Origin of the sequence: Nocardia concava NBRC 100430 (assembly GCF_000308815.1) — a bacterium.
Lineage (GTDB): Bacteria > Actinomycetota > Actinomycetes > Mycobacteriales > Mycobacteriaceae > Nocardia > Nocardia concava.
On the sequence record NZ_BAFX01000177.1, the window covers coordinates 1 to 14,950 of the forward strand.

General features: G+C 65.8%; 19 protein-coding genes. 9 read left to right on the forward strand and 10 right to left on the reverse strand.

Going from position 1 to position 14,950, the window contains the following annotated elements:
• The 3 genes from ON43_RS35570 to ON43_RS35580 form a co-directional block, all read left to right on the forward strand.
• Positions 1 to 726, forward strand: a 726-nt coding sequence (locus ON43_RS35570) for a 3-hydroxybutyryl-CoA dehydrogenase (protein ID WP_040814757.1), incomplete at its 5' end; no start/stop codon positions are given.
• Positions 727 to 897: 171 nt separating this feature from the next.
• Positions 898 to 1,974, forward strand: coding sequence for an alkaline phosphatase family protein (locus ON43_RS35575; protein WP_218003449.1), 1,077 nt, complete (start codon positions 898 to 900; stop codon positions 1,972 to 1,974).
• Positions 1,975 to 2,112: 138 nt separating this feature from the next.
• On the forward strand, positions 2,113 to 2,373 hold the full coding sequence (locus ON43_RS35580; protein WP_157514298.1) for a hypothetical protein: 261 nt from the start codon (positions 2,113 to 2,115) through the stop codon (positions 2,371 to 2,373).
• Positions 2,374 to 2,380: 7 nt separating this feature from the next.
• Here ON43_RS35580 and ON43_RS35585 read toward each other — a convergent pair whose 3' ends face one another.
• Together ON43_RS35585 and ON43_RS35590 are read right to left on the reverse strand one after the other, a co-directional pair.
• Positions 2,381 to 2,992, reverse strand: coding sequence for a class I SAM-dependent methyltransferase (locus ON43_RS35585; protein ID WP_245568901.1), 612 nt, complete (start codon positions 2,990 to 2,992; stop codon positions 2,381 to 2,383).
• Between the two features lie 821 nt (positions 2,993 to 3,813).
• Complete coding sequence (locus tag ON43_RS35590; protein WP_040814759.1) at positions 3,814 to 4,212, reverse strand: hypothetical protein; 399 nt, start codon at positions 4,210 to 4,212, stop codon at positions 3,814 to 3,816.
• A 402-nt stretch (positions 4,213 to 4,614) separates the two neighbouring features.
• On the opposite strand from ON43_RS35590, the gene ON43_RS35595 reads away from it, so the two are divergent.
• Positions 4,615 to 5,403, forward strand: a complete 789-nt coding sequence (locus ON43_RS35595) for an HAD family hydrolase (RefSeq protein WP_157514299.1) — start codon at positions 4,615 to 4,617, stop codon at positions 5,401 to 5,403.
• A gap of 83 nt (positions 5,404 to 5,486) precedes the next feature.
• Here the strand turns inward: ON43_RS35595 and ON43_RS35600 are convergent, their stop codons facing one another.
• From ON43_RS35600 to ON43_RS46955, 3 genes are all read right to left on the reverse strand, one after another.
• Positions 5,487 to 5,735, reverse strand: coding sequence for a hypothetical protein (locus ON43_RS35600; RefSeq protein WP_040814762.1), 249 nt, complete (start codon positions 5,733 to 5,735; stop codon positions 5,487 to 5,489).
• Between the two features lie 4 nt (positions 5,736 to 5,739).
• Positions 5,740 to 6,069, reverse strand: a complete 330-nt coding sequence (locus tag ON43_RS45180; protein WP_157514300.1) for a hypothetical protein — start codon at positions 6,067 to 6,069, stop codon at positions 5,740 to 5,742.
• A gap of 552 nt (positions 6,070 to 6,621) precedes the next feature.
• A complete protein-coding gene (locus ON43_RS46955) occupies positions 6,622 to 6,744 on the reverse strand; it encodes a hypothetical protein (RefSeq protein WP_281033408.1) in 123 nt (40 codons plus the stop codon).
• A gap of 617 nt (positions 6,745 to 7,361) precedes the next feature.
• Here ON43_RS46955 and ON43_RS35610 point away from each other — a divergent pair.
• Positions 7,362 to 7,679: a DUF222 domain-containing protein gene (locus ON43_RS35610; protein WP_245568903.1), complete on the forward strand. Its 318-nt coding sequence runs from the start codon at positions 7,362 to 7,364 to the stop codon at positions 7,677 to 7,679.
• On the opposite strand, the gene ON43_RS35615 is transcribed toward ON43_RS35610, so the two are convergent.
• A complete protein-coding gene (locus ON43_RS35615; RefSeq protein ID WP_051179674.1) occupies positions 7,676 to 8,197 on the reverse strand; it encodes a hypothetical protein in 522 nt (173 codons plus the stop codon). The genes ON43_RS35610 and ON43_RS35615 overlap by 4 nt on opposite strands.
• A 177-nt stretch (positions 8,198 to 8,374) precedes the next feature.
• On the opposite strand from ON43_RS35615, the gene ON43_RS35620 reads away from it, so the two are divergent.
• A complete protein-coding gene (locus ON43_RS35620; RefSeq protein ID WP_157514301.1) occupies positions 8,375 to 9,043 on the forward strand; it encodes a hypothetical protein in 669 nt (222 codons plus the stop codon).
• Between the two features lie 28 nt (positions 9,044 to 9,071).
• On the opposite strand, the gene ON43_RS35625 is transcribed toward ON43_RS35620, so the two are convergent.
• Positions 9,072 to 9,473: a nitroreductase/quinone reductase family protein gene (locus ON43_RS35625; protein WP_040814768.1), complete on the reverse strand. Its 402-nt coding sequence runs from the start codon at positions 9,471 to 9,473 to the stop codon at positions 9,072 to 9,074.
• A gap of 88 nt (positions 9,474 to 9,561) precedes the next feature.
• On the opposite strand from ON43_RS35625, the gene ON43_RS35630 reads away from it, so the two are divergent.
• A complete protein-coding gene (locus ON43_RS35630; RefSeq protein WP_040814769.1) occupies positions 9,562 to 10,140 on the forward strand; it encodes a TetR/AcrR family transcriptional regulator in 579 nt (192 codons plus the stop codon).
• Between the two features lie 27 nt (positions 10,141 to 10,167).
• On the opposite strand, the gene ON43_RS35635 is transcribed toward ON43_RS35630, so the two are convergent.
• Both ON43_RS35635 and ON43_RS35640 read right to left on the reverse strand, forming a co-directional pair.
• The gene (locus ON43_RS35635) at positions 10,168 to 10,680 is read right to left on the reverse strand and encodes a nitroreductase/quinone reductase family protein (RefSeq protein ID WP_040814771.1); all 513 of its coding nucleotides are present in this window, start codon (positions 10,678 to 10,680) and stop codon (positions 10,168 to 10,170) included.
• A 72-nt stretch (positions 10,681 to 10,752) separates the two neighbouring features.
• Positions 10,753 to 11,412, reverse strand: coding sequence for a winged helix-turn-helix transcriptional regulator (locus ON43_RS35640; protein WP_040814773.1), 660 nt, complete (start codon positions 11,410 to 11,412; stop codon positions 10,753 to 10,755).
• Positions 11,413 to 11,527: 115 nt separating this feature from the next.
• Here ON43_RS35640 and ON43_RS35645 point away from each other — a divergent pair, with 115 nt between their 5' ends.
• Together ON43_RS35645 and ON43_RS43000 are read left to right on the forward strand one after the other, a co-directional pair.
• Positions 11,528 to 12,379 carry an alpha/beta fold hydrolase gene (locus ON43_RS35645; RefSeq protein WP_040814774.1) on the forward strand — a complete coding sequence of 284 codons (852 nt, stop codon included), beginning with the start codon at positions 11,528 to 11,530 and terminating at the stop codon, positions 12,377 to 12,379.
• Positions 12,376 to 13,152 carry an HD domain-containing protein gene (locus ON43_RS43000; RefSeq protein WP_051179675.1) on the forward strand — a complete coding sequence of 259 codons (777 nt, stop codon included), beginning with the start codon at positions 12,376 to 12,378 and terminating at the stop codon, positions 13,150 to 13,152. Before ON43_RS35645 ends, ON43_RS43000 begins: the two co-directional genes overlap by 4 nt.
• Before the next feature lie 7 nt (positions 13,153 to 13,159).
• Here ON43_RS43000 and ON43_RS35655 read toward each other — a convergent pair whose 3' ends face one another.
• The gene (locus ON43_RS35655; protein WP_040814776.1) at positions 13,160 to 14,704 is read right to left on the reverse strand and encodes an acyl-CoA synthetase; all 1,545 of its coding nucleotides are present in this window, start codon (positions 14,702 to 14,704) and stop codon (positions 13,160 to 13,162) included.
• Positions 14,705 to 14,950 lie beyond the last annotated feature (246 nt).

The window sequence follows — 14,950 nt, forward strand, 5'->3', positions numbered from 1 at the left end:
GTGCAGCGCATCGAGAAGTCCCTCGCCCGCGCGGTGAAGTCCGGCCGGCTCGAGCAGGCCGCCGCGGACGAGGCCCGCGCCCGCATCACGCTCACCACGTCGATCGACGACTTCGCCGACCGCGAGCTGGTCATCGAGGCCGCGCCGGAGATCGAGTCGCTCAAGACCGAGTTCTTCGCCAAGCTGGACGCCATCGTCTCCCCCGACGCCATCCTGGCCACCAACACCTCCTCCATCCCGGTGATCCGGCTGGCCAACTCGACCGCCAACCCGGGCCGCGTCGTGGGTGTGCACTTCTTCAACCCGGTGCCGGTGCTGCCACTGGTCGAGATCGTCGTGACGCTCAAGACCGACCGCGAGGTCGTCGACAAGGTGACCGCCTACGCCCGCGACGTGCTGGGCAAGCGGACCATCGAGTCCAAGGATCAGGCGGGCTTCATCGTCAACGCGCTGCTGATTCCGTACCTCTGCAACGCGATTCGCATGTACGAGACCGGGTTCGCCAGTGCCGAGGACATCGACGAGGGCATGGTCAGCGGTTGCGCCCACCCGATGGGACCGCTGCGGCTGACCGACACCGTCGGCCTCGACGTGACTCTCGCGGTCGCCGAATCCCTCTACGCCGAATTCGGTGAGCCGCAGTACGCGCCGCCGGTGCTGCTGCGCCGCATGGTCGACGCCGGATACCTCGGCCGCAAGACCGGCCGCGGCTTCTACACCTACTGATCCGATACCAGCCGCCGCGCTCTCGAACGGATCCGGGGGCGCGGTGGTCGGTCGCGAACGGCCTCGAGCGACGGGCGATTACGACACCTCGCCCGCATGTGACCCACTATCATTTTGGTCAATTGTCCGAATTTGCTGCGGAAGTGCCGCTCCCGCGATAGTTTGCCGCGCATGTCTCGGATTCATGCACTGGTGGCCGCCTCCGCGCTGGCCGCGCTCCCCTTGGCGTCGGCCGCTCCGGTTTCCGCCGCGCCCGCGGTGAACAAGGTCGTCGTGGTCGGCATCGACGGCACGCTGTGGAGTGAGGTGCAGGCCGCGAACGCGCCGAACCTGGGTCTGCTGGCCGCCCAGGGCACCCTCGCACAAACCTCGATCGCCCCGCACACCACCATGTCGTGCGTCTCGTGGGCGACCGCGCTGACCGGCGTATGGGACACCAAGCACGGCATCCGCGACAACGACTCCACCTGCGTCCCCGCGGCTTTCGCGCCCTACCCGACCGTCTTCACTCAGCTCGAACGCGCCCGCCCGAGCCTGTCCACCGCCTCGCTGGGCACCTGGGACAAGATCGGCATGATCGCCCGCACCGGAAGCCCCGCCGCGGACAAGGTCTCCGTCACCCAGGTGGACCCCACCGGCGCGGGAGTCTGTGAGACAACAGCGGATTCGAACGCCGCCGCACAGGTCGTCTCCGCGATCTCCGACGGCACCGACTTCTCCTTCACCCACCTCGACCAGGTGGACATCGTCGGCCACACCCTGCGCGGCATCTGGCCCCAGGCCTACCGCGACGCCATCACCCGCGTAGACACCCTCGTCGGCAAAATCACCAAGGCCGTAGACGACCGCGCCCACGCCCACCCCGACGAACGCTGGACCATCCTGGTCACCACCGACCACGGTCATAAGCCCGAGGGCGGCCACGGCGGCCAAACCGCCTACGAGACAGCCAGTTTCACCATCGCCCGCGGCCCCGACTTCACCCCCGGCACCCAGAACAACGGCTACACCCTCGCCGACATCACCCCGACCGTCCTCGACCTCCTCGGCGCTCCGGCCGACCCGAACTCCGACGGCCGCTCCATGCGCCTCGGCGGCTCGGGTAACCCCGCCGCCCCCGTCCCCAACGCCCCCGCCATCGACTCCGGCCTCACCGGCTCCTCCTCCGGCTCGGCCCAAATGCTGATGGTCAACAACCCGCTGTGTCTGGCGGCCACCGGCTCCTCCGGCGGCAGCTTCGGAAAGTAGCCCCCGAGACCGCTGTTCGACGACGGGGCGGGGCGCGAATCCCCGCCCCGAGGTTCGGGGGCATCGAGTATCGGGGCTGTCGGCGATGGTGCGGCGGTTGAATACTGACTCGCGCCAGCGTCGAGAAACCATGGGGTCGTGATGAATTCGAAAAAGATCGCCGCAACCTTCACCGTGGCAGCCGCCTTGTGCCTGCCGACGGCAGCCCTCACCGCACCCGCCCAAGCGGCACCGAATGCTGCCCAGCCCGTCGATTCCGGTCTCCCTACAGGTTCGGCCGACTCGGCATCGGGAATCCTCGGCCCCCGCACCGGATCCGCCTACCAATCCCTCAACCACCTGGTCTGCATCCTGTTCCACACCAGCCTGGACGGATCCGTAGGCGTCCCCTTCTGCTGAAAGCGGTTCAGCTCCCGCGTTCTCCGACATCGCGTCGCGCGAGAATGATCCCGCCGAGCGGACTCTCGGCCGAGGTCAGAGTTCGGTCGGCCTCGACCACGAACCCGGCCTCGTCGAGCCAAGCCCGCATTCGGCCGTGCCGGCGGCGATGGACATACAGACGCATGGAATGCCCACCGTAACCTTCGGTCTTCCATTGAGACTCGTCTCCGACATGAAAGCCGAGCAGCAGCGGTCCGCCCGGCCGAAGCACGCGCCGGAAGTGGGCGAACACGGAACCGATCTCGTCATCGGGGATGTGGATCAGCGAATACCACGCGACCAGACCGGCCATCGAGGCATCTTCGAGCGCAAGGTCCGTCATGGACCCGACCTCGAACCGCACCCCGGGGTAATCGCGCCGAGCCACATCAATCATCCCGGGCGACAGATCGATTCCGAACGCATCCACATCCGATTGGCGCAGGTACGCGGTGATCCGCCCCGCCCCACAGCCAACATCCGCAACCGGTCCCCCACCCCGGGCACGCACCCTATCGGCGAACAGCCCCAGAGCCGCGCGCTCGTCGGGCGTCTCATCCAGCAGATTCCTGGTGAGGTCCGCATAATCGGCAGCCACGCTGTCATAGGACCTCCGAGTGTCACCCAGCCACCCGTCACCATCCACTCCCATTCCCACCCTCGAACGCTACCCAACAACCGGCGCCCAGCGTGTGATGGGCCCATTCGTACGCGAACCGAGGTAAAGCGGCGGCCTCCCGCCAAATTCCTTGTCACAGTGCAGGAATGGTCTCATTCGTAATTCCGGAGGGCTCCTCGATAATGACCGCGCGGAGCCCGGCCCGAGCCGCCCGGAGCCTGAACCAGGCGCCCCTGCCGGCAGTTCTAGGCAGTGGATCCGCGTCTTGCGTCAAGATCTTGCCCGGATCCGAGAGACCGAAGCAGGCGGTAGGCAGGACCCACCATCGGTCTGGCAATAACTGACGATAGTGAGCTGCAATGCCGAGATTCGTGCGATTGGCCGTACCTCGCACAAACGCATCGAAATCATCGATTTCTGACCAATTCCCGTGGCAAAGTGCGGGATCCGGCCAATAGGCAGCAGCGGCTGGAGCGTAACTCGAATGCGCCATCTTGCCGCATGCCGCGCTGACCGCAGCGGCTGGCGCGGAGCGGCGGAAGATCAACCGGCCGTGTCGAACCGACCCGTCTCGGTCGTCCGCCATTGCCGATTTGAGGGTGATCACTTCGGAGGATTTCGTGCCGCACAGTGATCCGAACGTCGGAATAGAACCCTCCAGGTGAGTTTCAGATCAGCGGCGTAAGCCGTCTTCTTATCGATATTCCTCGGGTGGCGTATTTGCTCCAATCGCCACTTGCCGACACGCGCGCGGCTCCGACACAGGCGGATCGGTTCACCATCCGCTGAATGATCGTGGGCTAATCCAGATCCGCGAGAAAGCTGGCTTGCTCGTTCTCCGGCAACATGTTGATGACATCGACGCGCAGTTCATCCGCTCCCCAGGGGTCCGCGGCTTCCTCGTCGACGTCGTAGTTGTCCATGTCAATGCGGGCGTGTGGCGCGATGGAGGTAACGCAGGTGTGGAAGTCCCGTTCGAATTCGGGCCACCACCGCCAGCTTTGACTGATGATGACCGAGCCATCCGACAGCCCGCACACCCGCCATTCGCCTTCCTCCGATTCGCACCGGAACAGACTCATATCGCCATCGAGCCGTTCCCGCTCCATCAACTCGTCAAGAGCATCGTGCACCGCCTCGGCCTCGCTACCGCTGGCCAAGCCGAGCACCATGAACTGGATGTTGAGATTCACCGACATGATCGGAAGACTAGCGGCCGGGTAAGACAAGTGCCGCAACCAGAATCGCTCGGCCACAATCCCTCTCGCCGTGACGCGATACGCGTCCTACATCGGCGCGAACAGTAGCTCTGTGGAACAGCCAGGCGGCAAGTCGGAAGTTCGACCGGCAGCACCCATCTGATGTCGGCCGAACACATTGCCGACGCTCCTAGGACCTGACCTAATCGTGCACAACCGGCCATCTAGCGGCAGATTCCCGCCAGTTCGACTGCGATAGTGCACATCTAGGCCAACTGCCATGATCGAGGAGGCGGCCCGGCCGCGTTGTCGTCTCGTCTCAGCATCGAATGCACGCGATCGCAGCCGGTCGTTGGCTATGTTCACGACGTGGTTTCTCCGGGAGGTTGGCGGCCTCGTCTTGTGGCTCTGGATATCGATGGCACGATCTGTGTCGAGGGAGTGGATCCGCTCTTCGCGCACGCCACGATCAGCCCTCAGGTGCGGACGGCTGTGGCGGCGGTGGTGCGGTCCGGTGCTCATGTGGTTTTGTCCACGGGTCGGCCCGTGCTGTCCGTCCTGCCGTTCGTGAGCGAGCTCGATTTGTCGACCGGAGTGTCGATCTGCTCGAATGGCGCCACCCGAATCGATAACGCCACCAACGGAATTCTCGACCGGATCGTTTTCGACCCAGCCGAACCAGTCGCCGTGTTGCGTCGGCTGCTTCCCGGCGCGGAGTTCACTGTCGAGGAAGCCGGGATCGGTGATCGCACCACTCGACGTAGCGACACCCGGCCGGAGATCAGCGGCAAGATACGCACGGTCGACTTCCCCGAACTGGTAGCGACCCCAACCACCCGACTGGCCGTGCATTGGCCGGGCCGAACCAGCCCCGAACTGGCCGCAGCGCTCTCGCACAGCCCGATGCCATGGATACAGAGCTGGATCAGCCCAGACGAACCATGGCTCATCGTCACCGCGGCCGGGGTGACCAAGGCATCCGCATTGGAGAGACTGCGAGTCGAACTCGGTGTCGCACAGAGCGAAACCCTGGCGGTCGGTGATGGCATCAACGATCTGGAAATGCTCACCTGGGCCGCCCATGGAGTTGCCATGGGCCAAGCCCCCGAAGTCGTCCGCGCCGCCGCCAACGAAGTCTGCCCACCTGTCACCGAGGACGGCCTGGCAACCCTTCTGGCACGCTGGTTCTGACAACCGCACAGGATAGGTCCGAATTCGAAGCGATCGTCGAAGAGCGACAACCGATGGGCCCCGTAGCAGGATCTGATAGTCCGCTACAACCGGGTGCCCTCTTTGGCCTTTGCGATCGCCCATAGCAGCAGATCGACAGGAACCTCATTTACTGCCGGGCTGATGCGCACCACCGCATCGTTCCATGTTCCGTCGTCTGGGACTACAACGGCGAAGTGGGAGCCGGGCGCGGGTATGGCCGGGTCAGTGAACTCGAAGGCTCGCTGATCCACACTGAGATCGTCGACATCGAGTATCTGTATCTGTCGCCCCTGGAAGATATTGCCAGTCATGGTGTTAGTCCTCGATCAGTTCATCGACGTGGAAGTAGCCAACAATCTTCAGCCCTTCGGTGATGACAACTACCGAGCCGACCGGGATCGTGTATGCGCCGGTGTTCTCGACTATCAACCATGCCGCGCCCGCAGGTGAACGCCATGCGGATCGGTCCTCGACTCGGAGGACGAACGACGCCTGCCCTTCCGCCGCACCATGGGGAGGTACGAAGGCGGTGGCCGCATAGTCATGGTCGGGTGGCGTGAGCGGTGGTCCTGACGAACGGCCGCCTTGATCCGGCGTGAGCCACAGTATCCAGCCACGGAACGGGAGGCTGCCAGAAAAGCGCATGGGTGAGAGTCTGTCTCAGAGATGGCTACAAGTGCGAACGCCCGCTATTGCCGCAGATCGCGCTGAGCGGGTCGGTCAGGGTGCAGTACGGTGTAGGTCGACCAGCTTCGACCTCAGCAAGCTGAACTTCCCCAAGAACTGATCTCGGCCAACCCGATTCGCCCCCGCCTCACCGGCGGGTTCACGCTGTCGTCGCAACGCTCTCGATCCGGGAGGTTGCGGCGACCGTGTCGTTTTCCGAGGATGTGGGCCAGTTCGGTGAGCGGCCGGCCCGGTTGGTCGACTCAGGGGTGTCGGTGACCGAAGCTGCTGTGGTGCTGAGGATTTCTCGATATCGGCCTCGGGAGCGGCGATGGACTCTTCGAGCCTTGCCCGGCCAGGGCTCTCTGGTGGCAGGCAATGCAATGTCTGTTGGAGCGTTGCAAGGTTCGAGAGCTGTTCACTCGACGTCCTCTGCGAGGAAGCGGCCCAGGGACTTTCCCTCGGCCTATTCCCTTGACCAGGCTGCTTCGTCCGGCTCGTGACGCGCCACGAGCCGGACGGTCGGCAGCGTCAGAAGTGCACGCGATCCGGGGACGCGAGCGCCGTTCCTGCCGTCGGCCCGACCACCGTCAGGGTGGTTACGGCGGCGAGCGGGAGCAGAATGAACGCGGCAAGACGCTTGGTACGCGACATGTCGATTCCTTTCGAATCAACGGCCCAACCTGCTTATGAGCCGTCCATTGTGCCATTGTGGAAGCAACCGCGGTTACCGGTCAAGCCGCCTCCATCAGCGAATTCGATTGCTGGCGTGGGAAGTTCGCAATTCTCGGGGTTCGGATAGGCCGACGCGCTGACTGGGGTGCAGGTATCGCCGTAGATGGTGATGGCGGCCTTGACCTCGTCGGGAAACTCGGCCAGCGCCGGACGGAGCCGTCCCACGGGCCAGATGTCGGGCTGTCCGTCGGCAAGTCATACAGTGTCTGCTGCAACGTCGCTAGCGTCGAAAGCTGGCTCGCTCAGCGACTTCCGTGCGTTGTTCCGGGCAGTGCGGGCGGCGATAAGCGCCGCGATGATCGCAGTCGCGGGTGCCGAGAACTCAGCGAGCGCCCTATCTTCGGGCCGAGCAGATCTGGCGCCCGCCGACGAGCGCAGTGATCTGGCGAACGCACCGTCGTGACCTCGCCACCGGCCGACTCGTTCCTGGCTCGATGGGGTCGGGGCGTAAGCCGAGCAACGCTGTCAGAAGGTTTGGGGCACCAGATTCGCGAGTTATCGAACATATGTTCTAGAGCTGTTGTAGTCTGTCTCGCGTGAAGACACATTCGACCGCGCTGGCGCATCAGGCGCCGGTTCAGGGATGGCCGGATCTGGCCGATGTCGACTTGCTGCGGACCCTTGTCGAAACTGAGCGTCGCCGGCGGCGGCTGGATGCTGCCATGCGGGCGGCTGTCGCCGAGGCCGAGCGGCGGGGGCTTGCCGCGGATACCGGGTATCGGGACACCGTGGAGTTGTTGACCGATCTGTTGCGGATCAGCGCCAATGAGGCGCGGCGGCGGATCGAGTATGCGGCTCCGCAGGTTCGTTCGCGTTCCCGGAAGGTGTGGCGGGCACTGGCTACGGCAAGCTAGCGGATCTCCAGCTGGTAGGTGGCCTCGACCCAGAAGCCGCCGGGCTCGTATTCGCCGCCGAAGGTGAGGACGTAATCGCCGGGTGCGAGATCGTCGAGGCGGACCCATAGACCCCATGCCTTGGCCTTGAATCGGCCGGTTTGACCGAAGGGACCGCCCGCCGCCGCAGTGACCTTGAATGCCTTGTGGTTGACCACTTCTCGCACGGGTAGCGGGACTCCGTTCAGTGCGGCGTGGCCGGATGCCGCGGGCGCCACCGGCACCTCGCCGCGCGCGAACAGGCCGTCCGGAACCTTCTCGAACATATTGAAGGCCGGGAAGAAGATCGGCCGCCCGTGCGGAACCGTGCACCGCCGCTCGACTCGCCCGCCGAAAGTGCCGGCCAGAAACCAGACATCCTCCGGCTGATCGATCCCGGCGAACTCCCCGCTCTCGTCCACCACCGGATTCTTGGCGTTCGGCACCGACATCGCCCACTGCCACCACCGAGCCGCCAGCTCGACGTCACTACTCGCCATCTTCCCTACCCCACACAACATTCGACGCAAGGAGGACCGCGAGCCACACCGGACCGTCCCCTCCCGAAGTGGACCCCGTGGACGTTATACGAACCGTCCAGTCCGCGCCCCTCCGCCGCCGGAAAGCGCACGGAAAATCGATTGGGCGGCGCTGATGAGCCTGGCATGGTCTTCGGGATGGGTATCTGGACAGACCAATTCCTCGCCCCCTACGAGGCATACCTACCGAAAGCCGAGGAGTTCGCGGAGTTGGCAGCGAGCATGATCCGCTACCAGGTGGCGTGTGCGCCCTGGACGCTGGTCGCCGGAAGCCTGTCCGCCAATGCCGAACTGCCCTATGTCGGAATTCTCGGCGACATCCGGTGGAGCATCCGCGACGGTTCGCTGACCGTGGGCGGCGAACGCGCCACCGACACCACCTACCGCGACGAGTGGGACGAGAACGAGGCACCGCCGTGGGGACAGGCTCTGGAGGCAGGCCGGGTGCTGGCCACCGGGACCGATCCGGCTGATATCGCGTCCGCGGTCTCCGCAGCCCCGTACGGACTCGAGGACGTTGCCCTCGTCTTCGATCAACTGGACTTCACCAATCCCGAAGTGCTGAACTACTTCTGGCGCGAGGACAGCCGAATCCAATTGACGTGCTTCGCGCTCGCCTGGCCGCAACACCGGCCGCTGTCAGCCAATACGCTTGCCGATCCGAACAACGGCCCGGCGCATCCGGTGCAGGCCTTCGTGTCGGTCGGCTACAAGCTCGGCTACAGCGGCTATCCGTGCCCGGCGATCGCGGATGCCGTAGTGCGAGCCCTCGGTCCAGGTCTGGTGGTCTGCGAGACGCTCAGCTGAAGGGGTAGCGGAGTTCGGGTCGTGGGGCTCAGGCTGCCTTCGAAACCGCGGGTGCGATTGTGGCGCGGAGGAATTCGGGGGCGGAGAGGACGTAGCGGAGCATGAGGCGGATGGGTAGGGGCATGTCGGAGGCTTTGGGGTCGCGGTAGATGTGGGGGGTTGTGAGGTGGTGGTGGCGGCCGAGGTGGACGAGGTCGAATGAGCCTGCGGCCTTGACATTGCGGACCCAGTCGGAGGTGCTGCCGTAGGTCAGGGCGATGACGAAGTCGTCGCCGCGGCGGAAGGCCCACAGCGGGGTGCGGAAGACACGGCCGGATTTGCGGCCGCGGTGGACGACCACCGCCCACCCCGGCAGCCAGGGTGCGAGGAAGCGGGTGAGCTGGTTGAGGCCGTACTTGTTGGTCTGGGCGAGCCAGCGCGGCATGGGCATCGGAGAAACTCCTCACTTGTGGAATTATCTGTTTCGACGGTAGCCCTGCCGCGACCAGAAAGTCAACGAGTGTAGAGTTTCGGGCACCATGCCACCGATTGGACGCCGACCCGGCAGCGCCGATACCCGCGCGACCCTGCTCGACACCGCGCGAAAACGCTTCGCCGAGAACGGATACGACCGCACCTCCGTGCGCGATATCGCCACCGCGGCCGGGGTGGATCCCGCCTTGATCCGCCACTACTTCGGTAACAAGGAGGGCCTGTTCCGCGCCACTATGGGCTGGCCCTTCGAGCCGGCCGAACTCGCAGCCCGCATTGTCGACGGCGAGCTCGACGGCATCGGCGACCGCCTGGCCCGGGTCTTCCTCACCCTCTGGGATCAGCCCGAATCACGCGGCCGCCTCGAAGCCATCCTGCGCGGCGCCGCCACCCACGAGGAATCCGCCACCCTCGCAAGGCAATTCATCCAGGATCAGCTGTATCAGCTGGTCGCGGCCGCCCTCCCCGGCAACGACCCCGAGCTGCGCATCGACCTCGCGATGGCGCAGCTCCTGGGCATCGCGTACCTCCGCTACATCCTGAAGGTCGAACCGATCGCGTCGGAATCGGTCGACAGCCTCGTGACTCGGATCGCCCCGGTGATCAGCGGCCACCTCCTCGGCTGACCGAATCGGCAAAGCTCTCGGGAGCGTTCAGCTCTCGCCGTCGAGGGTCAGCACGACCAGCGGAATCGGCCGGTCGATCTTGGACTGTAAATCGGCCAGCAGCGGGTTGTTGGCCAGCACCCAGGCCGCGAACTCGTCGTAGTCCTCACCTTCGAGCACCGTGCCGGTAGCCCGGTAGGTCTTGTCCCGAAGCTCGATGGTGACCTGCGGATTCGTCTTGATGTTGTGCCACCAGGCCGGGTACTTGTCCTCGACAAACGAACTCACGTACATGATTTCGTCGCGATACAGCGGCCCCAGCGGAGTCGTATGCCGCTTGCCGCTCTTGGCCCCGGTGGTGGTCAGCAGAATGAGCTCCCCACCCGCGTAAGCCCCACCCACCTTCCCCGAGTTCTCCCGAAACTCCGTGATCACATCCCCATTCCAGTCCGCAATCCCACCCTCCTGATCCCACGCCTGGTTCCACGGCGCGCTCGGATCCTCATACTCGGTGATCCCGGCCTGATCCCGCTGTCCCACAGTCGATTCGATTTCGCTCATGATTCGAGTATGTCGGTGAGATAGGACAGTTCCGGTCCTAGTTCAACCGGAAGTTCCGACGAATTCGATCGATCAAGCCAGGCCGGCGAGGGCTTCGAAAAGTGGTGTCAGGGCGGCGATGTCGCCATCGATCCGGATGCGGCCCTGCGCGATCGAGTCCTGCGGCGTCAGGCGGCCGGACCCGATGGCGGCCAGAGTGGCGGCGTCGGTGCGGATGACGGCGGCGGGTTCGAGCACCTGGGTGCCGGGCAGAATTCGTGCGTGGCCGTCGTCGAGCCGCAGGTAGGCGCGGGTGCCTTCGACCTGGAATTCGATATCCGCCTGCAATCCTGCCAGCCGGGCCGGGTCGACCAGGTGGGTGAAGGCCAGCAGTGCCCATTCGGCCTTCACCCGCATCGTGTCTCCGGGTTGTTCCGGGACGGCATGCCGGACGCCCCAGACCGCCAGCGGCATCAGAGCTCGGGCCAATTCCTCACCGGCGGTGGTGAGTTCGTAGACCGTGGACGCGATCGGCGGGGGGAGCACCTTGCGGTCGATGACGCCGTCGGCTTCCAGCTGTTTGAGGCGGGCCGCCAGCAGGCTCGTGCCGATGCCGGTCAGCGCCTCGGCCAGATCGGAGTATCGCTTCGGGCCCGTCATCAGCTCTCGTACGACAAGCAACGTCCAGCGCTCGCCCACGAGGTCGAGAGCGCCGGCGAGACCGCAGTACTGGTCGTATGAACGTCGAGTCACGTCCCGAGCCTACCGATCGACTTCTGTCACGTATGCACTGACTTCATTTTCTTCCTTGAGCACTTCTAAATCTTATGTCATGGTTGGTCTATCCGCCCGACCTTGGGAGTAGGCCATGAGCCACACGATCGATCTCAGCCACGGCACCCTGCGCTACCTCGACACCGGAGACGGCCCGCCCGTCGTCTTCCTCCACGGATTCCTGCTCAACTCCAATACCTGGCGCAATGTCGTTCCGGCCGTGGCGGCCGCCGGATATCGTTGCCTCGCACCGGATCTGCCGCTCGGCGGGCACAGCCTGCCGATGCCGGACGCCGATCTGACCGTCCCCGGTGTCGCCTCCTTGATCGAGGAGTTTCTCGAGCGCCTCGATCTGCGCGAGGTCACCCTGGTCGCCAACGATTCCGGCGGCGCGATCACCCAGGTCCTGCTGGTTCGCCGCCCCGAGCGCGTTGCCCGCGCGGTCCTCGCGGGCGTCGACTGCTACGAATACTTCCCACCGCCCATCCTCCGCTGGGCCACCGCTCTCGCCCCCTTGCCCGGTTCGGTCCGCGTCCTCATCGAGGCGATGAGATTCCGTCCCCTGCAACGACTTCCGTTCACGCTGGGCGGCATCACCCAGCGCCCCGTCCCCCGCGAGGTGATGGACGGCTACCTCACACCCAGCCGCCTCAGCGCCGCCATCCGTAATGACCTGCGGCGCTTCATCCTCGACGTCTCACCGAAGCGAACCCTGGCGGCGGCCCGCCACTTCGCCGAGGTGACGATCCCCGTGCTCGTCGTGTGGGGCCGCCACGACCGGACCATGCCGCCGCGCTTCGGGCAGCGCCTGGCCGACGACCTGCCCAACGGCACCCTGCGCCTGATCGACGACGCCCAGACCCTGATCCAGGAGGACCAGCCCGAGGCGCTCACCCGCCACATCCTGGAGTTTCTCGCCGCCACCGTCGCGGAGCTCGAGGCGTGAACGACCGAATCGAGCCGTCCCGCAAGCGTTTCGACGCCGTGTGGACGCGCAGGACCAACGGGGTGTTGAGCCCGGCCGACCGCCGGGCGCTGATCGGTCCGGTGGTCAGAGGATTTCTCGACAGCGTCCCGGGCAGGCTCCGGCTCGTCTTGGGCCTGCACCCCGGTCGTCACGCCCGGATCGAACCGGAGTCCCTCACCCCGCCCGATTCACCGCTGGCGCGCGATGCCCGGGCCACTGCGCGAGAACTCATGTCGCCCAGCGTCTTCCGGCACTGCCAGCGCACCTGGGCATGGGCCGCCGCGCTGGCGGCGACGCAACATCTCACCTTCGACCGCGAGGTGGTCTACCTGGCGTCGATGCTGCACGACGCCGTCTGGCCGACCCCGACCCCCGGCGTCGACTTCACCCTGGCCTGCGCCGAGGTGGCGACCGCGATCGCCGACCGGCACAGCCTTCCGGCCGCCCGCCGCACGGTGGTCGGCGACGCGATCTGCATGCACCACACCCCGGGCGTGACCCTCGACAACGGCACCGAGGAGTATCTGGTCTCCGCCGGAGCGAGCTTGGACGTGGTCGGCCTGCGCGCCTGGGATCTCCCCGACGACACCCGACGCCACGTCCTCGCCGAGTTCCCCCGGACCGGATTCAAGAAGGAGTGCGCCGAAAACGTACGCCGGGAAGCAGATCTGGTCCCCCTCGGCCGCCTGTGGTTCTTCCACCACTACGGCTTGTCGGACCTCACCATTGCGGCGGCCCCGTTCCGGGGGTGAGGCGGTATCAGTTGACGAGGCGGGCGTGGGAGGCCCAGTGCTGTTCCCTCAGTTCGCGTTTGAGGATTTTACCCGCACCCGATACCGGCATGGCGTCGACGAATTCGACGGAGCGGGGGGCCTTGTAGGAGGCGATGAGGGTCTTGGTGTGGGTGCGGATTTCGTCTTCGGTCGCGGAGTGGCCCGGTTTGCAGACGATGACGGCGTGGACTCGCTCGCCCCAATTGTCGTCGGGGACACCGATGACCGCGACGGCGGCTACGGCGGGGTGGGCGGCGATGGCGTTCTCGACTTCGGCGGAATAGACGTTCTCGCCGCCGGACACGATCATGTCCTTGATGCGGTCGACGATGTGGAGGTAGCCCCGCTCGTCGAGGTAGCCGCCGTCGCCGGTGTGCAGCCAACCGTCGCGGAGGGCGGCGGCGGTTTCGTCGGGCTTGTTCCAGTAGCCGGCCATCACGTGGCCGCCGCGGGTCAGCACCTCGCCGACCTCACCCGGACCCAGCTCCCGGCCGTCGCCGTCGACAATGCGAATTTCGCTGTGCGGCACCGCTGTTCCCGCCGAGCGCAACCGCCCGGAGCGATGATCCTCGGGTCCCAGCAGCGTGATGATGGGCGCGGCCTCGGTCTGCCCGTAGGCCTGGACGAACCCGGCGCGCGGGAACAATCGCATGGCCCGCTCCAGCAGCGCCTCGGAGATCGGGGACGCGCCGTACATGACGCTCTCGACGCTGGACAGGTCGAATTCGCCCGCGCGCGGGTGATCGGCGAGCAGCTGGATCATCACGGGCACCAGGACGGTCGAGCGAACCTTGTGGTCCTGGATCGCGGTGAGGGTGGCGACCGGGTCGAAGGCCGGGATCGTCACGTGGGTGCCGCCGATCATGACCACGCCGAGCCAACCGGCCAGGTCCGCCAGGTGGAACATGGGTGCGGCGTGCAGGAATACCGTGCCCGGCGACATGAGGTATCCGGTCGCGACGCCGCCGAGTGCGGAGGTCGCCAGGTTTCGGTGGCTGAGCATGACGCCCTTGGGGAATCCGGTGGTGCCGCCGGTGTAGAAGATTCCGGCCAGTGCGTCACCGCCGCGACGGGCATCGGCGATCGACTCGGCCGCCTCGATGAGCGCCTCGTAGGACAGCAGCCCGTCCGGGGTCGGCCCGTCACCGCAGTGAATCACCGTGGCCAGTCCCGGGAACCGCTCGCGCAGCGCGGGCACCAGCGACGCGAAGACGTCGTCCACCAGCAGCACGCGGCTATCGGAATCGGCCAGGCTGTAAGCGATTTCGGCGGGGCTCCACCGAATATTGACGGGATTGAGCACCGCGTCCGCCCACGGCACCGCCAGCAGATACTCGTGATAGCGATCCGAGTTCAACGCCAGCATCGCGACCCGGTCCCCCGCGCCGACACCCAGTTCGCGCAATGCCCCGGCCAGCCGCGACACCCGATCGAGCACTTCACGATTGGTGCGCCTGCGCGCTCCGCAGATGGTCATCGGGCCGTCGGGATTCTGCTGGGCGGCGCGGTGCAGGCCCTGGGTCAGGTACATCGGCAATCCTTCTCGAACAACTGTGGTCGGTGTCACGAAGTATCGGCGGGCGACTGTGACCTGCGCCATGGAACCAGCGTTCAACCGCGGACCGGCTATTTGTTGATTTCTCCAAACCACCCGTCGTACCGTCGGACGACCATGACCTCGAACCGGACGACCGCGCGCACCCGGATGATCGCGCGGGTACGCGACCACCTCCCGGACGTCACCGCCCGCGTGGTCGCCCGCGCCCAGGCTGAGATG